A 14,278-nucleotide genomic window follows, 5' to 3' on the forward strand; every position below is an offset into this window, starting at 1 on the left:
AATGACAGGCGCAACCCGCAAACCCGGTTTCACCGTCGCCGTGCTGGCGACCCTGCTGGCCGCCGTGGTGGTCCTGCTCGGCGCCTATACCCGGCTGACCCACGCCGGCCTCGGCTGTCCGGACTGGCCAGGCTGCTACGGCTTCGTCCACGTGCCGCTGAGCGAGGCGCAACTGGCCCACGCCGAACTGCACTTCCCCGACGCTCCGGTGGAGGCGCAGAAGGGCTGGAACGAGATGATCCACCGCTATTTCGCCGGCGCCCTCGGCCTGCTCATCCTTGGCCTGGCGTTGCATGCGCTGGTCCGCCGCGGGCGCGACGGCCAACCGCTGAAGCTGCCGCTGCTGCTGCTCGCGGTGGTGATCGCCCAGGCCGCCTTCGGCATGTGGACGGTGACCCTCAAGCTCTGGCCGCAGGTGGTCACGGCCCATCTGCTCGGCGGCTTCACCACCCTGGCGCTGCTCTTTCTCCTCGCCCTGCGCCTCTCCGGACGCTTCGCGGCGCGGCGCTACCCGGCGGCGACCCGCGGCCTGGCGGGGCTGGCCCTGCTCCTGGTGATCGGCCAGATCGCCCTCGGCGGCTGGGTCAGCAGCAACTACGCGGCGGTGGCCTGCATCGACCTGCCCACCTGCCATGGCGAGTGGTGGCCCCGGATGGACTTCGCCAACGGCTTCCACCTGACCCAGCACATCGGCCCCAACTACCTCGGCGGCCAGCTCGACAGCGACGCGCGCACGGCGATCCACATGACCCACCGGATCGGCGCGCTGTGCGTGACCCTGGTCCTCCTGCTGCTCGCCTGGCGCCTGCAGCGCAGCGGCCTGGTCTGGCCGACCGCGCTGATGCTGCTCGGCCTGTCGCTGCAGATCGGCCTGGGCATCAGCAACGTGCTGCTGCACCTGCCGCTGCCGGTGGCGGTGGCGCACAACGGCGGCGGCGCCCTGCTGCTGCTCAGCCTGGTGCTGGTCAACTATCGCCTGCGCGCGCCGGCCAGCGTCCGCGCGCCGGCCCCGTCGCCGCTGCGCGTGCGCCGCACGCTGCCGCCGGCGCAAGGTTCGCGGCTGAAGGCCGCCTGACAGACAGAAGGATGGAGGTAAGGATATGGCCACCGTCATCGATCGCCACAGCCAGCCGACCTGGCGCGACTTCCTCGAACTGACCAAGCCCAAGGTCGTGGTGCTGATGCTGATCACCTCGCTGATCGGCATGCTGCTCGCCACCAAGGCGCCGCTGGACGGCTTCGTGCCCTGGCAGGTGCTGATCTTCGGCAACCTCGGCATCGGTCTTTGTGCCGGCGCGGCGGCGGCGGTCAACCATGTGGTGGACCGGCGCATCGACTCGATCATGGCGCGCACCCACAAGCGCCCGCTGGCCGAGGGCCGGGTGTCGCCGAGCATGGCGCTGGGCTTCGCGCTGCTCCTGGCGCTGGCCGGAATGGCCGTGCTGCTGGCCTTCACCAATCCGCTGACGGCCTGGCTGACCCTCGCCTCGCTGCTCGGCTACGCGGCGCTCTACACCGGCTTCCTGAAGCGCGCCACGCCGCAGAACATCGTCATCGGCGGGCTCGCCGGGGCGGCGCCGCCGCTGCTCGGCTGGGTCGCCATCACCGGCCACCTGAGCGCCGAGCCGCTGTTGCTGGTACTGATCATTTTCGCCTGGACCCCGCCGCACTTCTGGGCGCTATGCATCCACCGCAAGGACGAATACGCCAAGGCCGACATCCCGATGCTGCCGGTGACCCACGGCGAGCGCTACACCAAGCTGCACATCCTGCTCTATACCCTGGTGCTGTTCGCGGTGAGCCTGATGCCGTTCGTCATCCACATGAGCGGGCTGGTCTACCTGCTCTGCGCCCTGGCCCTGGGCGCGCGCTTCCTCGACTGGGCCTGGGCGCTCTACTGTGACAGCCGGCCACATGCGGCGATAAAGACCTTCAAGTACTCTATCGTCTACCTGTTCCTGCTGTTCATGGCGCTGCTGGTGGACCACTATCTGCCGCTGAAGCTGCTTCTCTGATCCCACTCTAGAGCCTTGCCCACCCATGACTCGAGTCAACAAGACCGTCCTCGTCCTCGTCGCCCTGGTCGCCCTGGTCCTCGGCCTCACCGTGCACAAGGTGCTCACCGCCCAGCGCCAGGCCGATCCCACCGTGCTGCTCGACGCCGGCATCGTGATCCTGCCGCAGACGCGCAAGGTGCCGGCGCTGGAGTTCACCAACCAGGACGGCCAGGCGGTCAGCACCGCCAGCCTCAAGGGTCGCTGGCACCTGCTGTTCTTCGGCTACACCTTCTGCCCCGATGTCTGCCCGACCACCCTCGCCCAGCTCCGCGAATTGCAGGGCAAGCTGCCGCAGGAGGTGCGCGACGACCTGCAGGTGGTATTCGTCAGCGTCGATCCGAACCGCGACACGCCGCAGCAGATCAAGCAATACCTGGGCTACTTCAACGCCGGCTTCCAGGGGCTCACCGGCACTCCGGAGAACATCCAGAAGCTGGCCAACGCCATGAGCATCCCCTACATCCCCGCCGACACCAGCAAGCCCAACTACACCGTCGACCACAGCGGCAACCTGGTGATCATCGGTCCGGACGGCGAGCAGCACGGCTTCATCCGCGCACCGTTGAACAACGCCAAGCTGGAAGCCCAACTGCCTGGTGTACTCAAGCCGCAGGCCTGACTCCCTTTCCTTCCCCCACCGTCCGCGGCGTTCCGGGCCTCAGGTCCGGCGCATGCCGATGTGCGGGATGTCGTCTTCCAGGTAGACCTCGGTGACCGCGACGAAGCCATAGCGGCCGTAGTAGGCCTGCAGGTGGGCCTGGGCCGAGAGGTACACCGGGGTATCCAGCCAGAGTCGCTCCGCCGCCTGCAGCGCGCGTTCCATCAACTGGTGACCGAGCCCCTGGCCGCGCGCGGCTGAGGAACTGACCACCCGGCCGATCACCACCTGGCCCTCGTGGCGAACCGGGTCCAGCAGGCGCAGGTAGGCGAGCAACTGGCCGTCGCGCCAGGCCATCAGGTGATGGGTATCGCCGACCAGATCGAGGCCGTCGACTTCCTGATAGGGGCATTTCTGTTCCACCACGAAGACCTCGGTGCGCAATTGCAGCAGCGCGTAGAGTTCCTTCAGGGTGAGGTCGGCGTGGTGCTTGCAGGTCCAGTCGAGCGACATGGTCGGGATTCCGGGACAGGGGGACAGGAACGCGGTTATGCCATGGGCGGCGGGCAGCTGGAAAGGCGTGGCCGGTCGGTTTCGTTTCAGAACCCACGCGGCTATCCTTTGCCGAACGGCTGGAGGTGTCTCATGCGTTGGGAAGAACTGAGCGAACAACCCTGTTCGCTGGCGCGGGTGCTGGCGATCGTCGGCGATCGCTGGACCCTGCTGGTATTGCGCGACTGCTTTCTCGGCGTGCGCCGTTTCGACGACTTCGAGCGCAGCCTCGGCGTGACCCGCCACGTCCTCGCCGACCGCCTCAAGCGCCTTGTCGAAGCGGAGATACTGGCCAAGATCCCCTACCAGGAAAGGCCGCTGCGCGAGGAATACCGGCTTACCGAGAAAGGGATGGAACTGTACCCGGCCATCCTTTCCCTGGTGAACTGGGGCGACCGCCACCTCGCCGGCGTCGAGGGGCCGCCACTCGAGCATGTGCACAAGCATTGCGGCCAGCACATGCATGGCGTGCTGGTCTGTTCCGAATGCGGCGAGCCGCTGCACGCGCGGGACGTGACGGTACGCGAGGGGCTGTTCTGGAAGGGGCGCCTGCTGCGGCGCGGCTGAGCGTTCCAGGCCCGGCCGCCGCCGCGAATCGGCGGATAACGCCGATGGCGTTACGGCAGGAAGGACGCTGTCGTACCAGGCTCCGCCGACCGGTCCCCTCTCTTCAGGGAGAGGGCGTGCCGGGCAGGCCGCGACAGGCAGAGTAATTGGTGCGCGGATATCACTCGAGCCCTTCCCTGTTGACAAGTTCCTTTTAAGAACTAACTATCGCCTCTAATGGGTTCTAAAAAAGAACTAACAAGAGAGGCCTCTGCAATGACCCAGCGCAAAGCGGTTCTGGTAATGGGCGCCGGCGACGCCACCGGTGGCGCCATCGCCCGGCGGTTCGCCCGCGAGGGCTACGTGGCGTGCGTCGCCCGGCGCAACGCGGAGAAGCTGGAGGCGCTGGTGCAGGCCATCCGCGACCAAGGCGGCGAGGCCCTGGCCTGCGGCTGCGACGCACGCCAGGAGCAGCAGGTGATCGACCTCTTCGCCCGCATCGAAGGTGAGGTCGGTGCGCTGGAGGCGGTGATCTTCAACGTCGGCGCCAACGTCTGGTTCCCGATCACCGAAACCACCGAACGGGTCTATCGCAAGGTCTGGGAGATGGCCGCCTTCGGCGGCTTCCTCACCGGCCGCGAAGCGGCGCGGGTGATGCTGCCGCGGCAGCGCGGAACGATTATCTTCACTGGCGCCACCGCCTCGTTGCGCGGCCGCGCGCATTTCGCCGCGTTCTCCGGCGCCAAGTTCGCCCTGCGTGCCCTGGCCCAGAGCATGGCGCGCGAGCTGGGGCCAAAGGGCATCCACGTCGCCCACCCGATCATAGACGGCGCCATCGACACCGACTTCATCCGCGAAACCCTGCCCGAGCTGTACAAGCGCAAGGAGCAGGACGGCATCCTCGATCCCGAGCACATCGCCGAGACCTACTGGCAGATCCACTGCCAGCCGCGCGACTGCTGGGTGCACGAACTGGACCTGCGCCCCTGGATGGAAACCTTCTGATCCCCGCCACGGAAAGAGCCACGCATGAGCAAGCAAATCGAGTTCTTCTTCGACTTCGGCAGTCCCACCACCTACCTGGCCTGGACCCAACTGCCGCGCATCGCCGCCGCCCATGGCGCGAGCATCGCCTGGCGGCCGATGCTGCTGGGCGGCGTGTTCAAGGCCACCGGTAACCATTCGCCGATCGAGGTGCCGGCCAAGGGGCGCTACACCCTCCACGACCTGGCGCGCCATGCGAAACGCTACGGTGTGCCACTGGCCTTCAACCCGGCTTTCCCGATCAACACCCTGACGCTGATGCGCGGCGCCCAGGGCTACCTCGGCGGCGAAGGGTTCCATCCCTACCTGAAAGCGGTGTTCGAAGCGTTGTGGGTACGCCAGCAGAACCTCGGCAAGCCCGAGGTGGTCGCCCAGGTGCTGGCGGAGGCCGGGTTCGATCCGGATGAGTTCCTCCGCCTGGTTGGCGACGAGCAGGTCAAGGAGGGGCTCAAGGCGACCACCGAAGAGGCGGTGCGGCGCGGCGTCTTCGGCGCGCCAAGCTTCTTCGTCGGCGACCAGTTGTTCTTCGGCCAGGATCGCCTCGATTTCGTCGCCGAAGCCCTCGCCGGCTGACCTCCCCTTCCCCGCGGCGAGCCGCTCTGGCCCGCCGCCTTGCGCCGTCCGAGCGCCCTTCTCCCGGCTGCGGCCCGCGCGTGCCGTGGTTCCTGGCCATTCGTCGCGCCCACCGATAGCGGCTTGTCAGGCTGACTTATTTGCGTATAGGCTGAACTGGTCAGACCGGTAATACCACAATAAAAATGCGTTCATCGCCCGCCTCCGCGAGGCCCGATGGAAGCGCCGAATGGAGACTCCTGCGATGTTCATCAAGCGCTGTTCCCGCTCGATATTCCTGCAAGTCGTGATTGGCCTGGTGATAGGCGTCATCTGCGGGGTCGGCATTCCCGACCTGGCCGTGCAGATGAAGCCGCTGGGCGATGGCTTCATCAAGCTGATCAAGATGCTCATCGCACTGATCGTCTTCTGCGTGGTGGTCAACGGCATCTCCGGCGCCGGCGACCTGAAGAAGGTCGGCCGCATCGGCCTGAAGTCGGTGATCTACTTCGAGATCCTCACCACCATCGCCCTGGTCCTCGGCCTGGTGGTCGCCTACAGCCTGAGCCTGGGCAGCGGCGCCAACATCCATCTCAACGAACTGCCCGCCGGCGACGTCGCCCTGTATACCGGGCGCACCCAGGAAATCCATGGCCCCGTGGCATTCCTCATGGGCCTGATCCCGACCTCTGTGTTCAGCGCCTTCGCCGAGAACGACATCCTCCAGGTCCTGCTGTTCTCCGTGCTGTTCGGCAGCGCCCTGAACCTGGTCGGCGAGCAGGCCAGTGGCGTGGCCCGCCTGATCAACGAATTCAGCCACATCGTGTTCCGCATCATGGGCATGATCGTGCGCCTGGCACCGCTCGGCGTGTTCGGCGCGGTGGCCTTCACCACCGCCCGCTACGGCGTCGACTCGCTCAGCCACCTGGGCGCGCTGGTGCTGGTGTTCTACGCCACCTGCCTGGTCTTCGTCATGGCCGTGCTCGGCAGCGTCCTGCGTCTCTCCGGGGTGCGCATGCTGCCGTTCCTGCGCTATTTCCGCGAAGAGCTGCTGATCGTGATGGGCACCGCCTCCTCCGACGCGGTGCTGCCGCAGGTGATGCGCAAGCTCGAGCACATGGGCATCCGCAGCTCCACGGTAGGCCTGGTGATTCCCACCGGCTACTCGTTCAACCTCGACGGATTCTCGATCTACCTGACCCTGGCAGTGGTGTTCATCGCCCACGTCACCGGCACGCCGCTGGCGATGACCGACCTGGTCACCATCCTGCTGGTTTCGCTGGTGACCTCCAAGGGCGCCCACGGCATTCCCGGCTCGGCCCTGGTGATCCTCGCCGCCACCCTCACCGCGGTGCCGGCGATCCCGGTGGCTGGCCTGGTGCTGGTGCTTTCGGTGGACTGGTTCATGGGCATCGGCCGCGCGCTGACCAACCTGATCGGCAACTGCGTGGCCACCGTAACCATCGCCCGCTGGGAAAACGACATCGATATGCCGCGTGCGCAGGCCATACTCGACGGGCGCCTGGAGGCGCCGGCCAAGGCCGACGGCGAGCCGCTCAAGCGCAGCGCGGTGGCCGGGGAAGGCAAGCTGCATGGCTGACGCGCCGAGGCGCGTTGCACGTCCGATTGGCAAGTAAAGGGAGGCGACATGTTTTCTTCGTCCAAGCTGGTCAACACGGTTGCCCAGCGCCTGCTCGACACCATCGAGCAGGGTCGCTGGGTCGCCGGCCAGATGTTGCCCGGCCAGCGCGAGCTGGCTGAGCAGATGGAAATCAGCCGGCCGAGCCTGCGCGAGGCGATCATGGTCCTGGAGACCCTGGGCGTGGTCCGTTCGCTGCCGGGCAAGGGCGTGATGGTCCTCGAACGCAGCGAGCCGCTGCGCGAGGTCGCGGCGCCCGGCGAGGCGACCATGGAAGACGTCCTGCAACTGCGCTATGCGCTTGAGCCGTTCATCGTCGGCATCGTCGCGCAGAGCGCCGGGGCGGCGGAGATCAGCGAACTGCGGCTGTTGCTGCTGGACCTGCGCGAAGCGGTCGAGGATGGCGACCCGCAGGCTCTGGTGGAGGCCTACACGGCCTTCCACCGGCGCCTGGTGAAGCTCACCTCGAACCCGATCTTCCTCAGCGTTTCCGAACAGATCGGCAGCGCCCTGGAACGCAGCGACAACCTGGTGCGCCGCCAGCCGGAATACGCCGAGGAGATCCTCCAGGAACACGACGCCATCCTTCGCGCGATCCGCCAGCACGACAGCGAGCGGGCGAGCCAGGCGATGCGCCAGCACATTCTCAACGAAGGCGCGCGCCTGAACATCGACCTGCGCTTGCCGCAGGTCTGATCGCCCGCGCCAGGGTTCCAACCCGGGTCCGTCGCGGAGCCCGGACGGCTTTCGTCCGCGGCCTGCGAAGGCCCACAAGCACGACTCGACAGGTGTGAACATGGTCGGATTCGAAGCACGTACCCAGCAGGGCGCCGCGCTGCGCCCCACCAGCCATTTCGTCTACGAAAGCATCTACACGGCAATCCTGGAAAAGCGCCTGGCGCCGGCCGCCAAGCTGAGCAAGGAAACCCTCGGGCAGATCTTCCGGGTCAGCAACGGCACCATCCAGCGTGCCCTCACCCGTCTCGCCGAGGACGGCGCGGTGGTGATGCCGCCGAAGGAGGTCGCCAGCGTCGCCCGCCCGGACGAGCGCCAGGCGCGGCAGGTGCTGGACGCGCGCCTGCTGGTGGAAAGCGAAGTGGTGCGGCAACTGCCCGCGGGGCTGGATCCCGCCGCCCTTGCCGAGCTGCGGGCGCTGGTCGACGAGGAGCAGGCTTGCCTCGCGGCCCGCGACAGCGCCGGGCTGATCCGTCTCGCCGGGCGCTTCCACCTGCGTCTGGCCGAACTGACCGAGAATCCCTTGCTGCAGGGCTTCGTCCGCGGCCTGGTGGCACGTGCCTCGCTGGACATCGCGCTGAACAAGGGGGCGGTCTATACCGCCGAGGCCTGCGCCGCGCAGCGCGCCCTGCTCGATGCCCTGGAGGACGGCGACAGCGCGGCGGCGGCCGCGCTCATGGACGCTTACCTGCGAGGCCTGTTCGCCCGCATGCGCTTCCTGCCGCCACCCACCACCGACCTGCGCGAGGCATTCGGCATGAAGGCCCCTCGCGGGGAAAAACGCCGGAGGGCCTGACTTCCCCGGCCACCGCCTACCAGATCTGGCAGGCGGTGGTGGCTGGTGGCCATCCTATAGTGAAGCGGGTCAGGGATGGCGCCGTGCTGGTCGAAGTAGCCAAGGGTCCGTTGTGAGCGCCCGGTCCTGTCCGTGACGTCCTACAGGAAGCTGTGAACGCATGGTTAACGGAGATCGACATGGCATACGCAGAATGGATCGCAGTGAAGGTCGTGGTATCCAAATCCATCGGCACGGTGGGCATCCGCAACGCCACCTTGCAATGGGGCAAGTTCTACCGCTACACCAACAAGGACGATGAGATTTCCACCGAGGAAGTCAGCAGCATGAACGTGCAGGCCGGCAGCCCGCAATGGATCGCCTCCTGCGGACGGGAGAACGCTTCGTCCGGCACCCAGGGCAGCTTCGACTGCTACGACGGCAACACCAAGATGGGCACCTTCAGTTGGGATGACCCGTGGAAATCCGGCGCCACCAACACCTGGGGCTTCACGCCGGCGTCGGCGGACTATGCCGGCATCACTAGTGGCGGCAACGCCACGGGCACGGACATCGGCGAGGTCACCCTGACCCTTGGCCGCTTCTCCTGACGGTGCCTGGAGCTGGCCGGCAATCCGTCGGTCAGCTCCAGCGCTCATCCCCGTCCGTGGCGAATGCTCGCCGCAGCGCCTCGATGGCGACCTTCACCTTGGCCGGCTGGGCCTCTCGCCGTGGCGTCACCGCATAGATGCCGAGCCCGGGTATCCTCCACTCCGGCAATAGCTGTTGCAGGCGCCCGTCGTTCAGCGCGTCGCGCACCTCCGGCAGCGGCTGGTAGGACACGCCGAGTCCGTCGAGGGTGAACTGACGCACCGCGAGCATCCCGTTGGCGGCCACCCGTGGCTCCAGGCGCAGTTTGCAGACTTCCCCGCCCGGCCCGCTGAGCGTCAGGTGGTTGAGGTGGTTCGAAGTGTTCAGGGAAATCCAGTCGACCTCGGTCAACTGCTCCGGACGGTTGATGGGCGCCCGTTGGCGCAAATAGGCCGGCGCCGCGCAGAGCACGCTGCTCCAGTCGCCCAGGTGGCGCGCCACCAGGCTGGAGTCGGCGAGATTGCCGATGCGGATCGCCAGGTCGATGCGCTCGGCGACCAGATCGATGCGCTCGTCCTGGAAGAACAGTTGCAGGCGCAACTGGCGGTGGTTCTCCAGCAATGGTTTCAGCGCCTGGGTGATCAGCGTGCCGGAGAACCCCACCGGCGCCGCCAGGCGCAACTCGCCCACCGGCGCATCGCGCCATTCGCCAAGCCGCCGCTCGGCTTCCTCGGCGATCGCCAGCATCTGCGCGCAACTGCGATAGAACGCCTCGCCGGCCTCGGTCAGGGTCAGCCGGCGGGTGGTGCGATGCAGCAAAGTGACCTGGGCTCGGCTCTCCAGCTTGCGGATCTGCTGGCTGACTGCCGAAGGGGTCAGGCCCAGGCTCTCCGCGGCGGCCGCCATCGAGCCCTTGTCCACCACAGTGGCGAAGATCGCCATGCCTTTTAGCGAATCCATGCCGGTTCCTCCTTGCGGGAGACCACGCCTGGGGAAAAATCACCGGGGAAAGTGCGAGAAAGCCTACCCAGCAGGCGAGGTCGTCGACTTTCGGAAAAATGCGGACGCGTATAGGAACGAAGCATAAGTCGATTAAAGAACTAACTAGGTAGCCATGGTCGCAAGTCGGTCGTTTGCATTGGTTCGGTCGAAAAATGTCCACTCTTTATAATTTATGGATGTTTTGGACGAAATAAATATCTTTGTACAAGTCAAGATAAATATTCGTTTTGAAATATCTTGTAACCGTGTGGCCACTTTCAGGGGGTAATTTCCACCCTGTCGATGCGCAAAATCTGGATTTCCTTGCCTTTTACCCGAAACGGGGCGCTGAACGGCCAGCGCTCCAGGGGCAGGGTGCGTACGCCTGGTACCTCGCTGGGTCGCCCTGCCCCCTGGTTGGCTACCTCCTGCAGCGGCTTCACCTGCTCGACGATGTCCTGCACGGCTTTCAGCGCTTTCTCCGGGCCGATCAGCACGACGTAATGGTCATAGATGGCGTCCAGGTCGGCGGCCGCCTTGCGGGTCCATTTCAGGCTCATTGCAGCCCCCAGCGCTTCTCGATCTCGGTGTGTTCCAGCAGGCGGCCGGCATTGGCATCGGCCAAGCCTTCATCGATGGCAGCGACCTGCCACTGCTGCCTTTCCAGGTACTGCGCGAGCGCCTGCCGCAGGTGGTAGGGGCGGTCGCGGTGGGTGGCGCGGGCCAGTTCGTCGAGGGCCGCGACCAGGGCGTCATCGGCGCGGAACGAGACTACGGTGCTCATTTTCTGATCAGGTTCGTTTTCGATGTATACGGTGTTTACAGTGAAAACGAATGTATACGAAAGCTTTCGGGCGAGCAATCGTCCGGCTGTTTCGTCAGACGAAAAAACCTTTATCGATCAGTGGGTTGAATGAGGAGCCCGCCCCGAGCGGGGCGGGCGGAAGGGCGGCGCGGGATTACCAGGCCTGGTTGAAGTGGAAGCCCTGCCTGGGCGAGAAGCGGGTGTTGACGAGCTTGTAGCCTTCCTCGCCGCGTGGCTTGACCAGCGAGACCTGGCCGACCTGCGGTTGGGTGATCTGTTGCAGGGTGGTCAGGCTGGCCTGCTTGAGCACCTCGGGGTTCTTCGCCCAGTCCTTCACTTCGCGTGGCTTGACCTCGACGGTGACCAACCAGCCCTTTTCCACGGCCGGGCCATAGTCGTCGGGCTTGCCGGGGTCTACCGAACGGACGCTGACGTCGAAGCCGCTGCTGTAGCAGAAGGCCTTCGACTCGGGCTTGTAGTCTTCGCGGCCGGCTGGCGTGAGGTCGTAGGAATCGCCGTCGCGGCGCAGCAGGCCGACGCCGACCAGCGCGTCGTAGACCCCGGCGTTGCCTTTCGCCGGGCCGGGGCCGGAGATGCTGTCGGAGAGCGTCACCGGGAACGTCTTGAACAGGGTGGAGCTGGCGCAGGCGGGTTTGTCGAAGCCGCGCTCGGCGAGCAGGCGGGCGATCTCCTCGCTGGACGGAGCGGAATCCGAGCAGGCGGCGAGGAACAGTGGGAGGGCGGCGACGAGGCCGCGCAGAATGCGTGTAGGCATGGGCATGTCCTTTGTCCATTGGCGCAGCCGGGCCGGCTGCGCGGCGAATTCTAGCGGCTGTGGCACCATGGGCGCACATTCGACCCAAGGAGGAGAATCCATGCGCCTGCCTGCGAACCTCGGCCGCCTGCTGCCGGCCCTGTGCCTGGGCGTCCTGTTGAGCGCCTGTAGCACCTTCGGCCAGCGCGATCCGTTGCGTATCGACCTGGTCGGCCTGGAACCCCTGCCGGGGCAAGGCATGGAGATGCGCTTCATGGTCAAGCTGCGGGTGCAGAACCCCAACGACGAGCCGATCGAATACAACGGCATCGCTCTCGACCTCGACGTCAACGGCCAGCCCCTGGCCAGCGGCGTCAGCGACCAGACCGGCGAGGTGCCGCGCTTCGGCGAGCGGGTGGTGAGCGTGCCGCTGACCGTCTCCGCCTTTTCCGCCTTCCGCCAGGCCTGGGGCCTGAGCAACAACGCGCCGACCCGGGGCATGCCCTACGTGGTGAAGGGCAAGCTCGCCGGAGGCCTGTTCGGCACCGTGCGCTTCAGCGAAAAGGGCACCCTCGACTTCTCCGGGCCGGCCGTCGGCGCGCCGAAGACCAAGGGACTCTGAGGCGGTTCGGCAGGGGAGCGAGAAACCCTATATAATCTGAGGCTTTCGTCCCCCTGCTGAAGAGAGAATGCCGTGAGCACGCTGCCGCCCTGTCCCCAATGCAACTCCGAATACACCTACGAGGATGGTGCGCTGCTGGTCTGTCCGGAGTGCGCCCATGAATGGTCGCCGAACGAGGCCGCTACGGCGTCCGACGATGGCAAGGTGATCAAGGACTCGGTGGGCAACGTTCTCCAGGACGGTGACACCATCACCGTGATCAAGGACCTGAAGGTGAAAGGCTCCTCGCTGGTGGTGAAGGTCGGCACCAAGGTGAAGAACATCCGCCTGGTGGACGGCGACCACGACATCGATTGCAAGATCGACGGCATTGGCGCGATGAAGCTGAAATCGGAGTTCGTCAGGAAGGTCTGAGACGACCTCTTGCCTGAAGAAGCCCGGCCATTGGCCGGGCTTTTCTTTGGAGGGCTGTCTGGGTTCTTCCGCCGGTGGTGGGCTCAGACCCGCGCCGTCTTCCCGGCGTAGTCCTCGCCGAGGCGTGGCTTGCGTCGCGCGTTGAGCAGCCCGAGGCAGACGGTGAAGATCGTCAGCAGAGCGGTGGCGAACACCTCGTGACGGTGCTCCGGCATGATCAGCATGATGCTCAGCGCGGCGACGATGAACAGGATCACCGCCCAGGTCAGCCAGGGATACAGCCACATGCGGAACTCGATGGGCTGGCCGCTGGCCTGCAATTGCTTGCGCATGCGCAGCTGGGCCACGGCGATCACCAGGTACACCAGTAGCGCCACGGCGCCGGAGCTGGCGAGGAGGAAGGTGAAGACCTTCTCCGGCGCGAAGTAGTTGACGATGGTGGTGAGGAAGCCCACCGCGGTGCTGGCCAGCACCGCCGGGCGCGGCACGTGGGCGGTGTTGGTCAGCTTGAGCACGCTCGGGGCGTCGCCGCGCTTGGCCAGGGAGAAGACCATCCGCGACGAGGTGTAGATCGCCGAGTTCAGGCAACTGGCCACGGCGACCAGTACCACCAGGTCGACGATCAGCTTGGCGTGCGGGATGTCCAGCAGCTCCAGGGCGCGCTGGTAGGAGCCGACCTGGATCAGCAGCGGGTCGTTCCACGGCACGATGGAGATCACGATGAAGATCGACACCAGGTAGAACAGGCCGATCCGCCAGATCACCGAGTTGGTGGCGCGGGTGATCTGCTTCGCCGGGTCCTTGGACTCGGCGGCGGCGATGGTGACGATCTCGGTGCCCATGAAGCTGAACATGGTCGTCAGCAGGGCGCCTAGCACCGCGCCGTAGCCGTTCGGCACGAAGCCGCCGTGGCTCGCCATCAGGCTGGACAGGCCGCTGACCTCGCGCTCCGGCAGGCCGCCGACGATGGCCACCGCGCCGAGCACGATGAAGGCGATGATGGCGATCACCTTGAGCAGCGCGAACCAGAACTCGAACTCGCCGTAGCGGGCCACGCTGAAGAGGTTGGTGACGGTGAGCAGGAAGGTCACCGCGAGGGCGAAGATCCAGGTGTCGATGGCCGGGAACCAGGCGTTGAGGATGGCCGCGGCGGCGATCGCTTCGAGGGGGATCACCAGCACCCAGAACCACCAGTAGAGCCAGCCGATGGTGAAACCGGCCCAGCGGCCGATGGAGCGGTCGGCGTAGGTGGAGAAGGAGCCGGTATCGGGGGAGGCGACCGCCATTTCCCCGAGCATGCGCATGACCAGCACCACCAGGGTGCCGGCGATCAGGTAGGCGAGCAGGGCGGCCGGGCCGGCGGCGGCGATGGCATGGCCGGAGCCGACGAACAGGCCGGCGCCGATCACCCCGGCGATCGACAGCATGGTGACGTGGCGTTGTTTCAGGCCGGGCGCGAGCGAGGCGTTGCGCTTGTTCGGCAGTTGTGAAGCCAGTACGACTTTGGACATCGTTGAGACCCTTTAATTGTTCTTGGGCAAGGTCTGGGCCACCTTGTGGGCGACGCCATGGGTGCGGCCGTGGGTGAGGTTTCACGGCGGTGTAACGTTGCG

General features: G+C 66.2%; 18 protein-coding genes. 12 read left to right on the forward strand and 6 right to left on the reverse strand.

The annotated features are described in order from the left end of the window. Window position 1 precedes the first annotated feature (1 nt). Genes HMPREF2886_RS13265 through senC form a run of 3 tightly spaced genes read left to right on the forward strand, consistent with a single transcriptional unit; the run spans window position 2 to window position 2,676 of the window. Window positions 2-1,075 (forward strand): COX15/CtaA family protein, encoded by a 1,074-nt coding sequence (locus HMPREF2886_RS13265; protein ID WP_039027107.1) that lies wholly within the window; start codon window positions 2-4, stop codon window positions 1,073-1,075. A 25-nt stretch (window positions 1,076-1,100) separates the two neighbouring features. Next, entirely contained in the window at window positions 1,101-2,015 is a 915-nt protein-coding gene (cyoE, locus tag HMPREF2886_RS13270) for a heme o synthase (protein WP_003083746.1), read from the forward strand. Window positions 2,016-2,040: 25 nt separating this feature from the next. Continuing rightward, on the forward strand, window positions 2,041-2,676 hold the full coding sequence (gene senC / locus HMPREF2886_RS13275; protein ID WP_003083748.1) for a cytochrome c oxidase copper chaperone SenC: 636 nt from the start codon (window positions 2,041-2,043) through the stop codon (window positions 2,674-2,676). Window positions 2,677-2,715: 39 nt separating this feature from the next. Here the strand turns inward: senC and HMPREF2886_RS13280 are convergent, their stop codons facing one another. Continuing rightward, the gene (locus HMPREF2886_RS13280) at window positions 2,716-3,168 is read right to left on the reverse strand and encodes a GNAT family N-acetyltransferase (RefSeq protein WP_033968146.1); all 453 of its coding nucleotides are present in this window, start codon (window positions 3,166-3,168) and stop codon (window positions 2,716-2,718) included. A 132-nt stretch (window positions 3,169-3,300) separates the two neighbouring features. Between HMPREF2886_RS13280 and HMPREF2886_RS13285 the strand changes: the two genes are divergently transcribed. From HMPREF2886_RS13285 to HMPREF2886_RS13315, 7 genes are all read left to right on the forward strand, one after another. Next, entirely contained in the window at window positions 3,301-3,774 is a 474-nt protein-coding gene (locus HMPREF2886_RS13285) for a winged helix-turn-helix transcriptional regulator (RefSeq protein WP_033968145.1), read from the forward strand. Window positions 3,775-4,029: 255 nt separating this feature from the next. After that, entirely contained in the window at window positions 4,030-4,758 is a 729-nt protein-coding gene (locus tag HMPREF2886_RS13290; protein ID WP_033968144.1) for an SDR family oxidoreductase, read from the forward strand. Between the two features lie 24 nt (window positions 4,759-4,782). Beyond that, window positions 4,783-5,370, forward strand: coding sequence for a 2-hydroxychromene-2-carboxylate isomerase (locus tag HMPREF2886_RS13295; protein ID WP_039027106.1), 588 nt, complete (start codon window positions 4,783-4,785; stop codon window positions 5,368-5,370). Window positions 5,371-5,599: 229 nt separating this feature from the next. Then, window positions 5,600-6,949 carry a C4-dicarboxylate transporter DctA gene (locus HMPREF2886_RS13300; protein WP_073648652.1) on the forward strand — a complete coding sequence of 450 codons (1,350 nt, stop codon included), beginning with the start codon at window positions 5,600-5,602 and terminating at the stop codon, window positions 6,947-6,949. Between the two features lie 48 nt (window positions 6,950-6,997). After that, complete coding sequence (locus HMPREF2886_RS13305; RefSeq protein ID WP_033977367.1) at window positions 6,998-7,684, forward strand: FadR/GntR family transcriptional regulator; 687 nt, start codon at window positions 6,998-7,000, stop codon at window positions 7,682-7,684. A 100-nt stretch (window positions 7,685-7,784) separates the two neighbouring features. Then, window positions 7,785-8,519 (forward strand): GntR family transcriptional regulator, encoded by a 735-nt coding sequence (locus HMPREF2886_RS13310; RefSeq protein ID WP_003117208.1) that lies wholly within the window; start codon window positions 7,785-7,787, stop codon window positions 8,517-8,519. Between the two features lie 179 nt (window positions 8,520-8,698). Continuing rightward, window positions 8,699-9,109, forward strand: coding sequence for an aegerolysin family protein (locus tag HMPREF2886_RS13315; protein ID WP_003110659.1), 411 nt, complete (start codon window positions 8,699-8,701; stop codon window positions 9,107-9,109). A gap of 31 nt (window positions 9,110-9,140) precedes the next feature. On the opposite strand, the gene HMPREF2886_RS13320 is transcribed toward HMPREF2886_RS13315, so the two are convergent. From HMPREF2886_RS13320 to HMPREF2886_RS13335, 4 genes are all read right to left on the reverse strand, one after another. Then, window positions 9,141-10,049 (reverse strand): LysR family transcriptional regulator, encoded by a 909-nt coding sequence (locus HMPREF2886_RS13320; protein ID WP_057389394.1) that lies wholly within the window; start codon window positions 10,047-10,049, stop codon window positions 9,141-9,143. Window positions 10,050-10,348: 299 nt separating this feature from the next. Further along, entirely contained in the window at window positions 10,349-10,630 is a 282-nt protein-coding gene (parE, locus tag HMPREF2886_RS13325; protein ID WP_033977365.1) for a type II toxin-antitoxin system toxin ParE, read from the reverse strand. After that, window positions 10,627-10,854, reverse strand: a complete 228-nt coding sequence (locus tag HMPREF2886_RS13330) for a CopG family ribbon-helix-helix protein (RefSeq protein ID WP_003083775.1) — start codon at window positions 10,852-10,854, stop codon at window positions 10,627-10,629. Before HMPREF2886_RS13330 ends, parE begins: the two co-directional genes overlap by 4 nt. Window positions 10,855-11,029: 175 nt before the next feature. Beyond that, entirely contained in the window at window positions 11,030-11,650 is a 621-nt protein-coding gene (locus HMPREF2886_RS13335) for a hypothetical protein (protein WP_033968139.1), read from the reverse strand. 100 nt (window positions 11,651-11,750) lie between these two features. Between HMPREF2886_RS13335 and HMPREF2886_RS13340 the strand changes: the two genes are divergently transcribed. Together HMPREF2886_RS13340 and HMPREF2886_RS13345 are read left to right on the forward strand one after the other, a co-directional pair. Continuing rightward, window positions 11,751-12,251: an LEA/WHy family protein gene (locus HMPREF2886_RS13340; protein ID WP_003101228.1), complete on the forward strand. Its 501-nt coding sequence runs from the start codon at window positions 11,751-11,753 to the stop codon at window positions 12,249-12,251. Between the two features lie 72 nt (window positions 12,252-12,323). Next, window positions 12,324-12,665 carry a zinc ribbon domain-containing protein YjdM gene (locus tag HMPREF2886_RS13345; protein ID WP_003101229.1) on the forward strand — a complete coding sequence of 114 codons (342 nt, stop codon included), beginning with the start codon at window positions 12,324-12,326 and terminating at the stop codon, window positions 12,663-12,665. Window positions 12,666-12,748: 83 nt separating this feature from the next. Here HMPREF2886_RS13345 and gabP read toward each other — a convergent pair whose 3' ends face one another. After that, window positions 12,749-14,176 carry a GABA permease gene (gene gabP, locus HMPREF2886_RS13350; RefSeq protein WP_003083784.1) on the reverse strand — a complete coding sequence of 476 codons (1,428 nt, stop codon included), beginning with the start codon at window positions 14,174-14,176 and terminating at the stop codon, window positions 12,749-12,751. Window positions 14,177-14,278: the final 102 nt, after the last annotated feature.

Origin of the sequence: Pseudomonas sp. HMSC066A08 (assembly GCF_001813025.1) — a bacterium.
Taxonomy (GTDB): domain Bacteria; phylum Pseudomonadota; class Gammaproteobacteria; order Pseudomonadales; family Pseudomonadaceae; genus Pseudomonas; species Pseudomonas aeruginosa.

Coding starts and splice junctions, on each gene's coding strand:
- HMPREF2886_RS13280 (WP_033968146.1), bottom strand. CDS start 3,168: ATGTCGCTCGACTGGACCTGCAAGCACCACGCCGACCTCACCCTGAAG.
- HMPREF2886_RS13310 (WP_003117208.1), top strand. CDS start 7,785: ATGGTCGGATTCGAAGCACGTACCCAGCAGGGCGCCGCGCTGCGCCCC.
- HMPREF2886_RS13330 (WP_003083775.1), bottom strand. CDS start 10,854: ATGAGCACCGTAGTCTCGTTCCGCGCCGATGACGCCCTGGTCGCGGCC.
- HMPREF2886_RS13290 (WP_033968144.1), top strand. CDS start 4,030: ATGACCCAGCGCAAAGCGGTTCTGGTAATGGGCGCCGGCGACGCCACC.
- senC (WP_003083748.1), top strand. CDS start 2,041: ATGACTCGAGTCAACAAGACCGTCCTCGTCCTCGTCGCCCTGGTCGCC.
- HMPREF2886_RS13320 (WP_057389394.1), bottom strand. CDS start 10,049: ATGGATTCGCTAAAAGGCATGGCGATCTTCGCCACTGTGGTGGACAAG.
- HMPREF2886_RS13335 (WP_033968139.1), bottom strand. CDS start 11,650: ATGCCTACACGCATTCTGCGCGGCCTCGTCGCCGCCCTCCCACTGTTC.
- HMPREF2886_RS13265 (WP_039027107.1), top strand. CDS start 2: ATGACAGGCGCAACCCGCAAACCCGGTTTCACCGTCGCCGTGCTGGCG.
- parE (WP_033977365.1), bottom strand. CDS start 10,630: ATGAGCCTGAAATGGACCCGCAAGGCGGCCGCCGACCTGGACGCCATC.
- HMPREF2886_RS13285 (WP_033968145.1), top strand. CDS start 3,301: ATGCGTTGGGAAGAACTGAGCGAACAACCCTGTTCGCTGGCGCGGGTG.
- HMPREF2886_RS13295 (WP_039027106.1), top strand. CDS start 4,783: ATGAGCAAGCAAATCGAGTTCTTCTTCGACTTCGGCAGTCCCACCACC.
- gabP (WP_003083784.1), bottom strand. CDS start 14,176: ATGTCCAAAGTCGTACTGGCTTCACAACTGCCGAACAAGCGCAACGCC.
- HMPREF2886_RS13315 (WP_003110659.1), top strand. CDS start 8,699: ATGGCATACGCAGAATGGATCGCAGTGAAGGTCGTGGTATCCAAATCC.
- HMPREF2886_RS13300 (WP_073648652.1), top strand. CDS start 5,600: ATGGAGACTCCTGCGATGTTCATCAAGCGCTGTTCCCGCTCGATATTC.
- HMPREF2886_RS13340 (WP_003101228.1), top strand. CDS start 11,751: ATGCGCCTGCCTGCGAACCTCGGCCGCCTGCTGCCGGCCCTGTGCCTG.
- cyoE (WP_003083746.1), top strand. CDS start 1,101: ATGGCCACCGTCATCGATCGCCACAGCCAGCCGACCTGGCGCGACTTC.
- HMPREF2886_RS13305 (WP_033977367.1), top strand. CDS start 6,998: ATGTTTTCTTCGTCCAAGCTGGTCAACACGGTTGCCCAGCGCCTGCTC.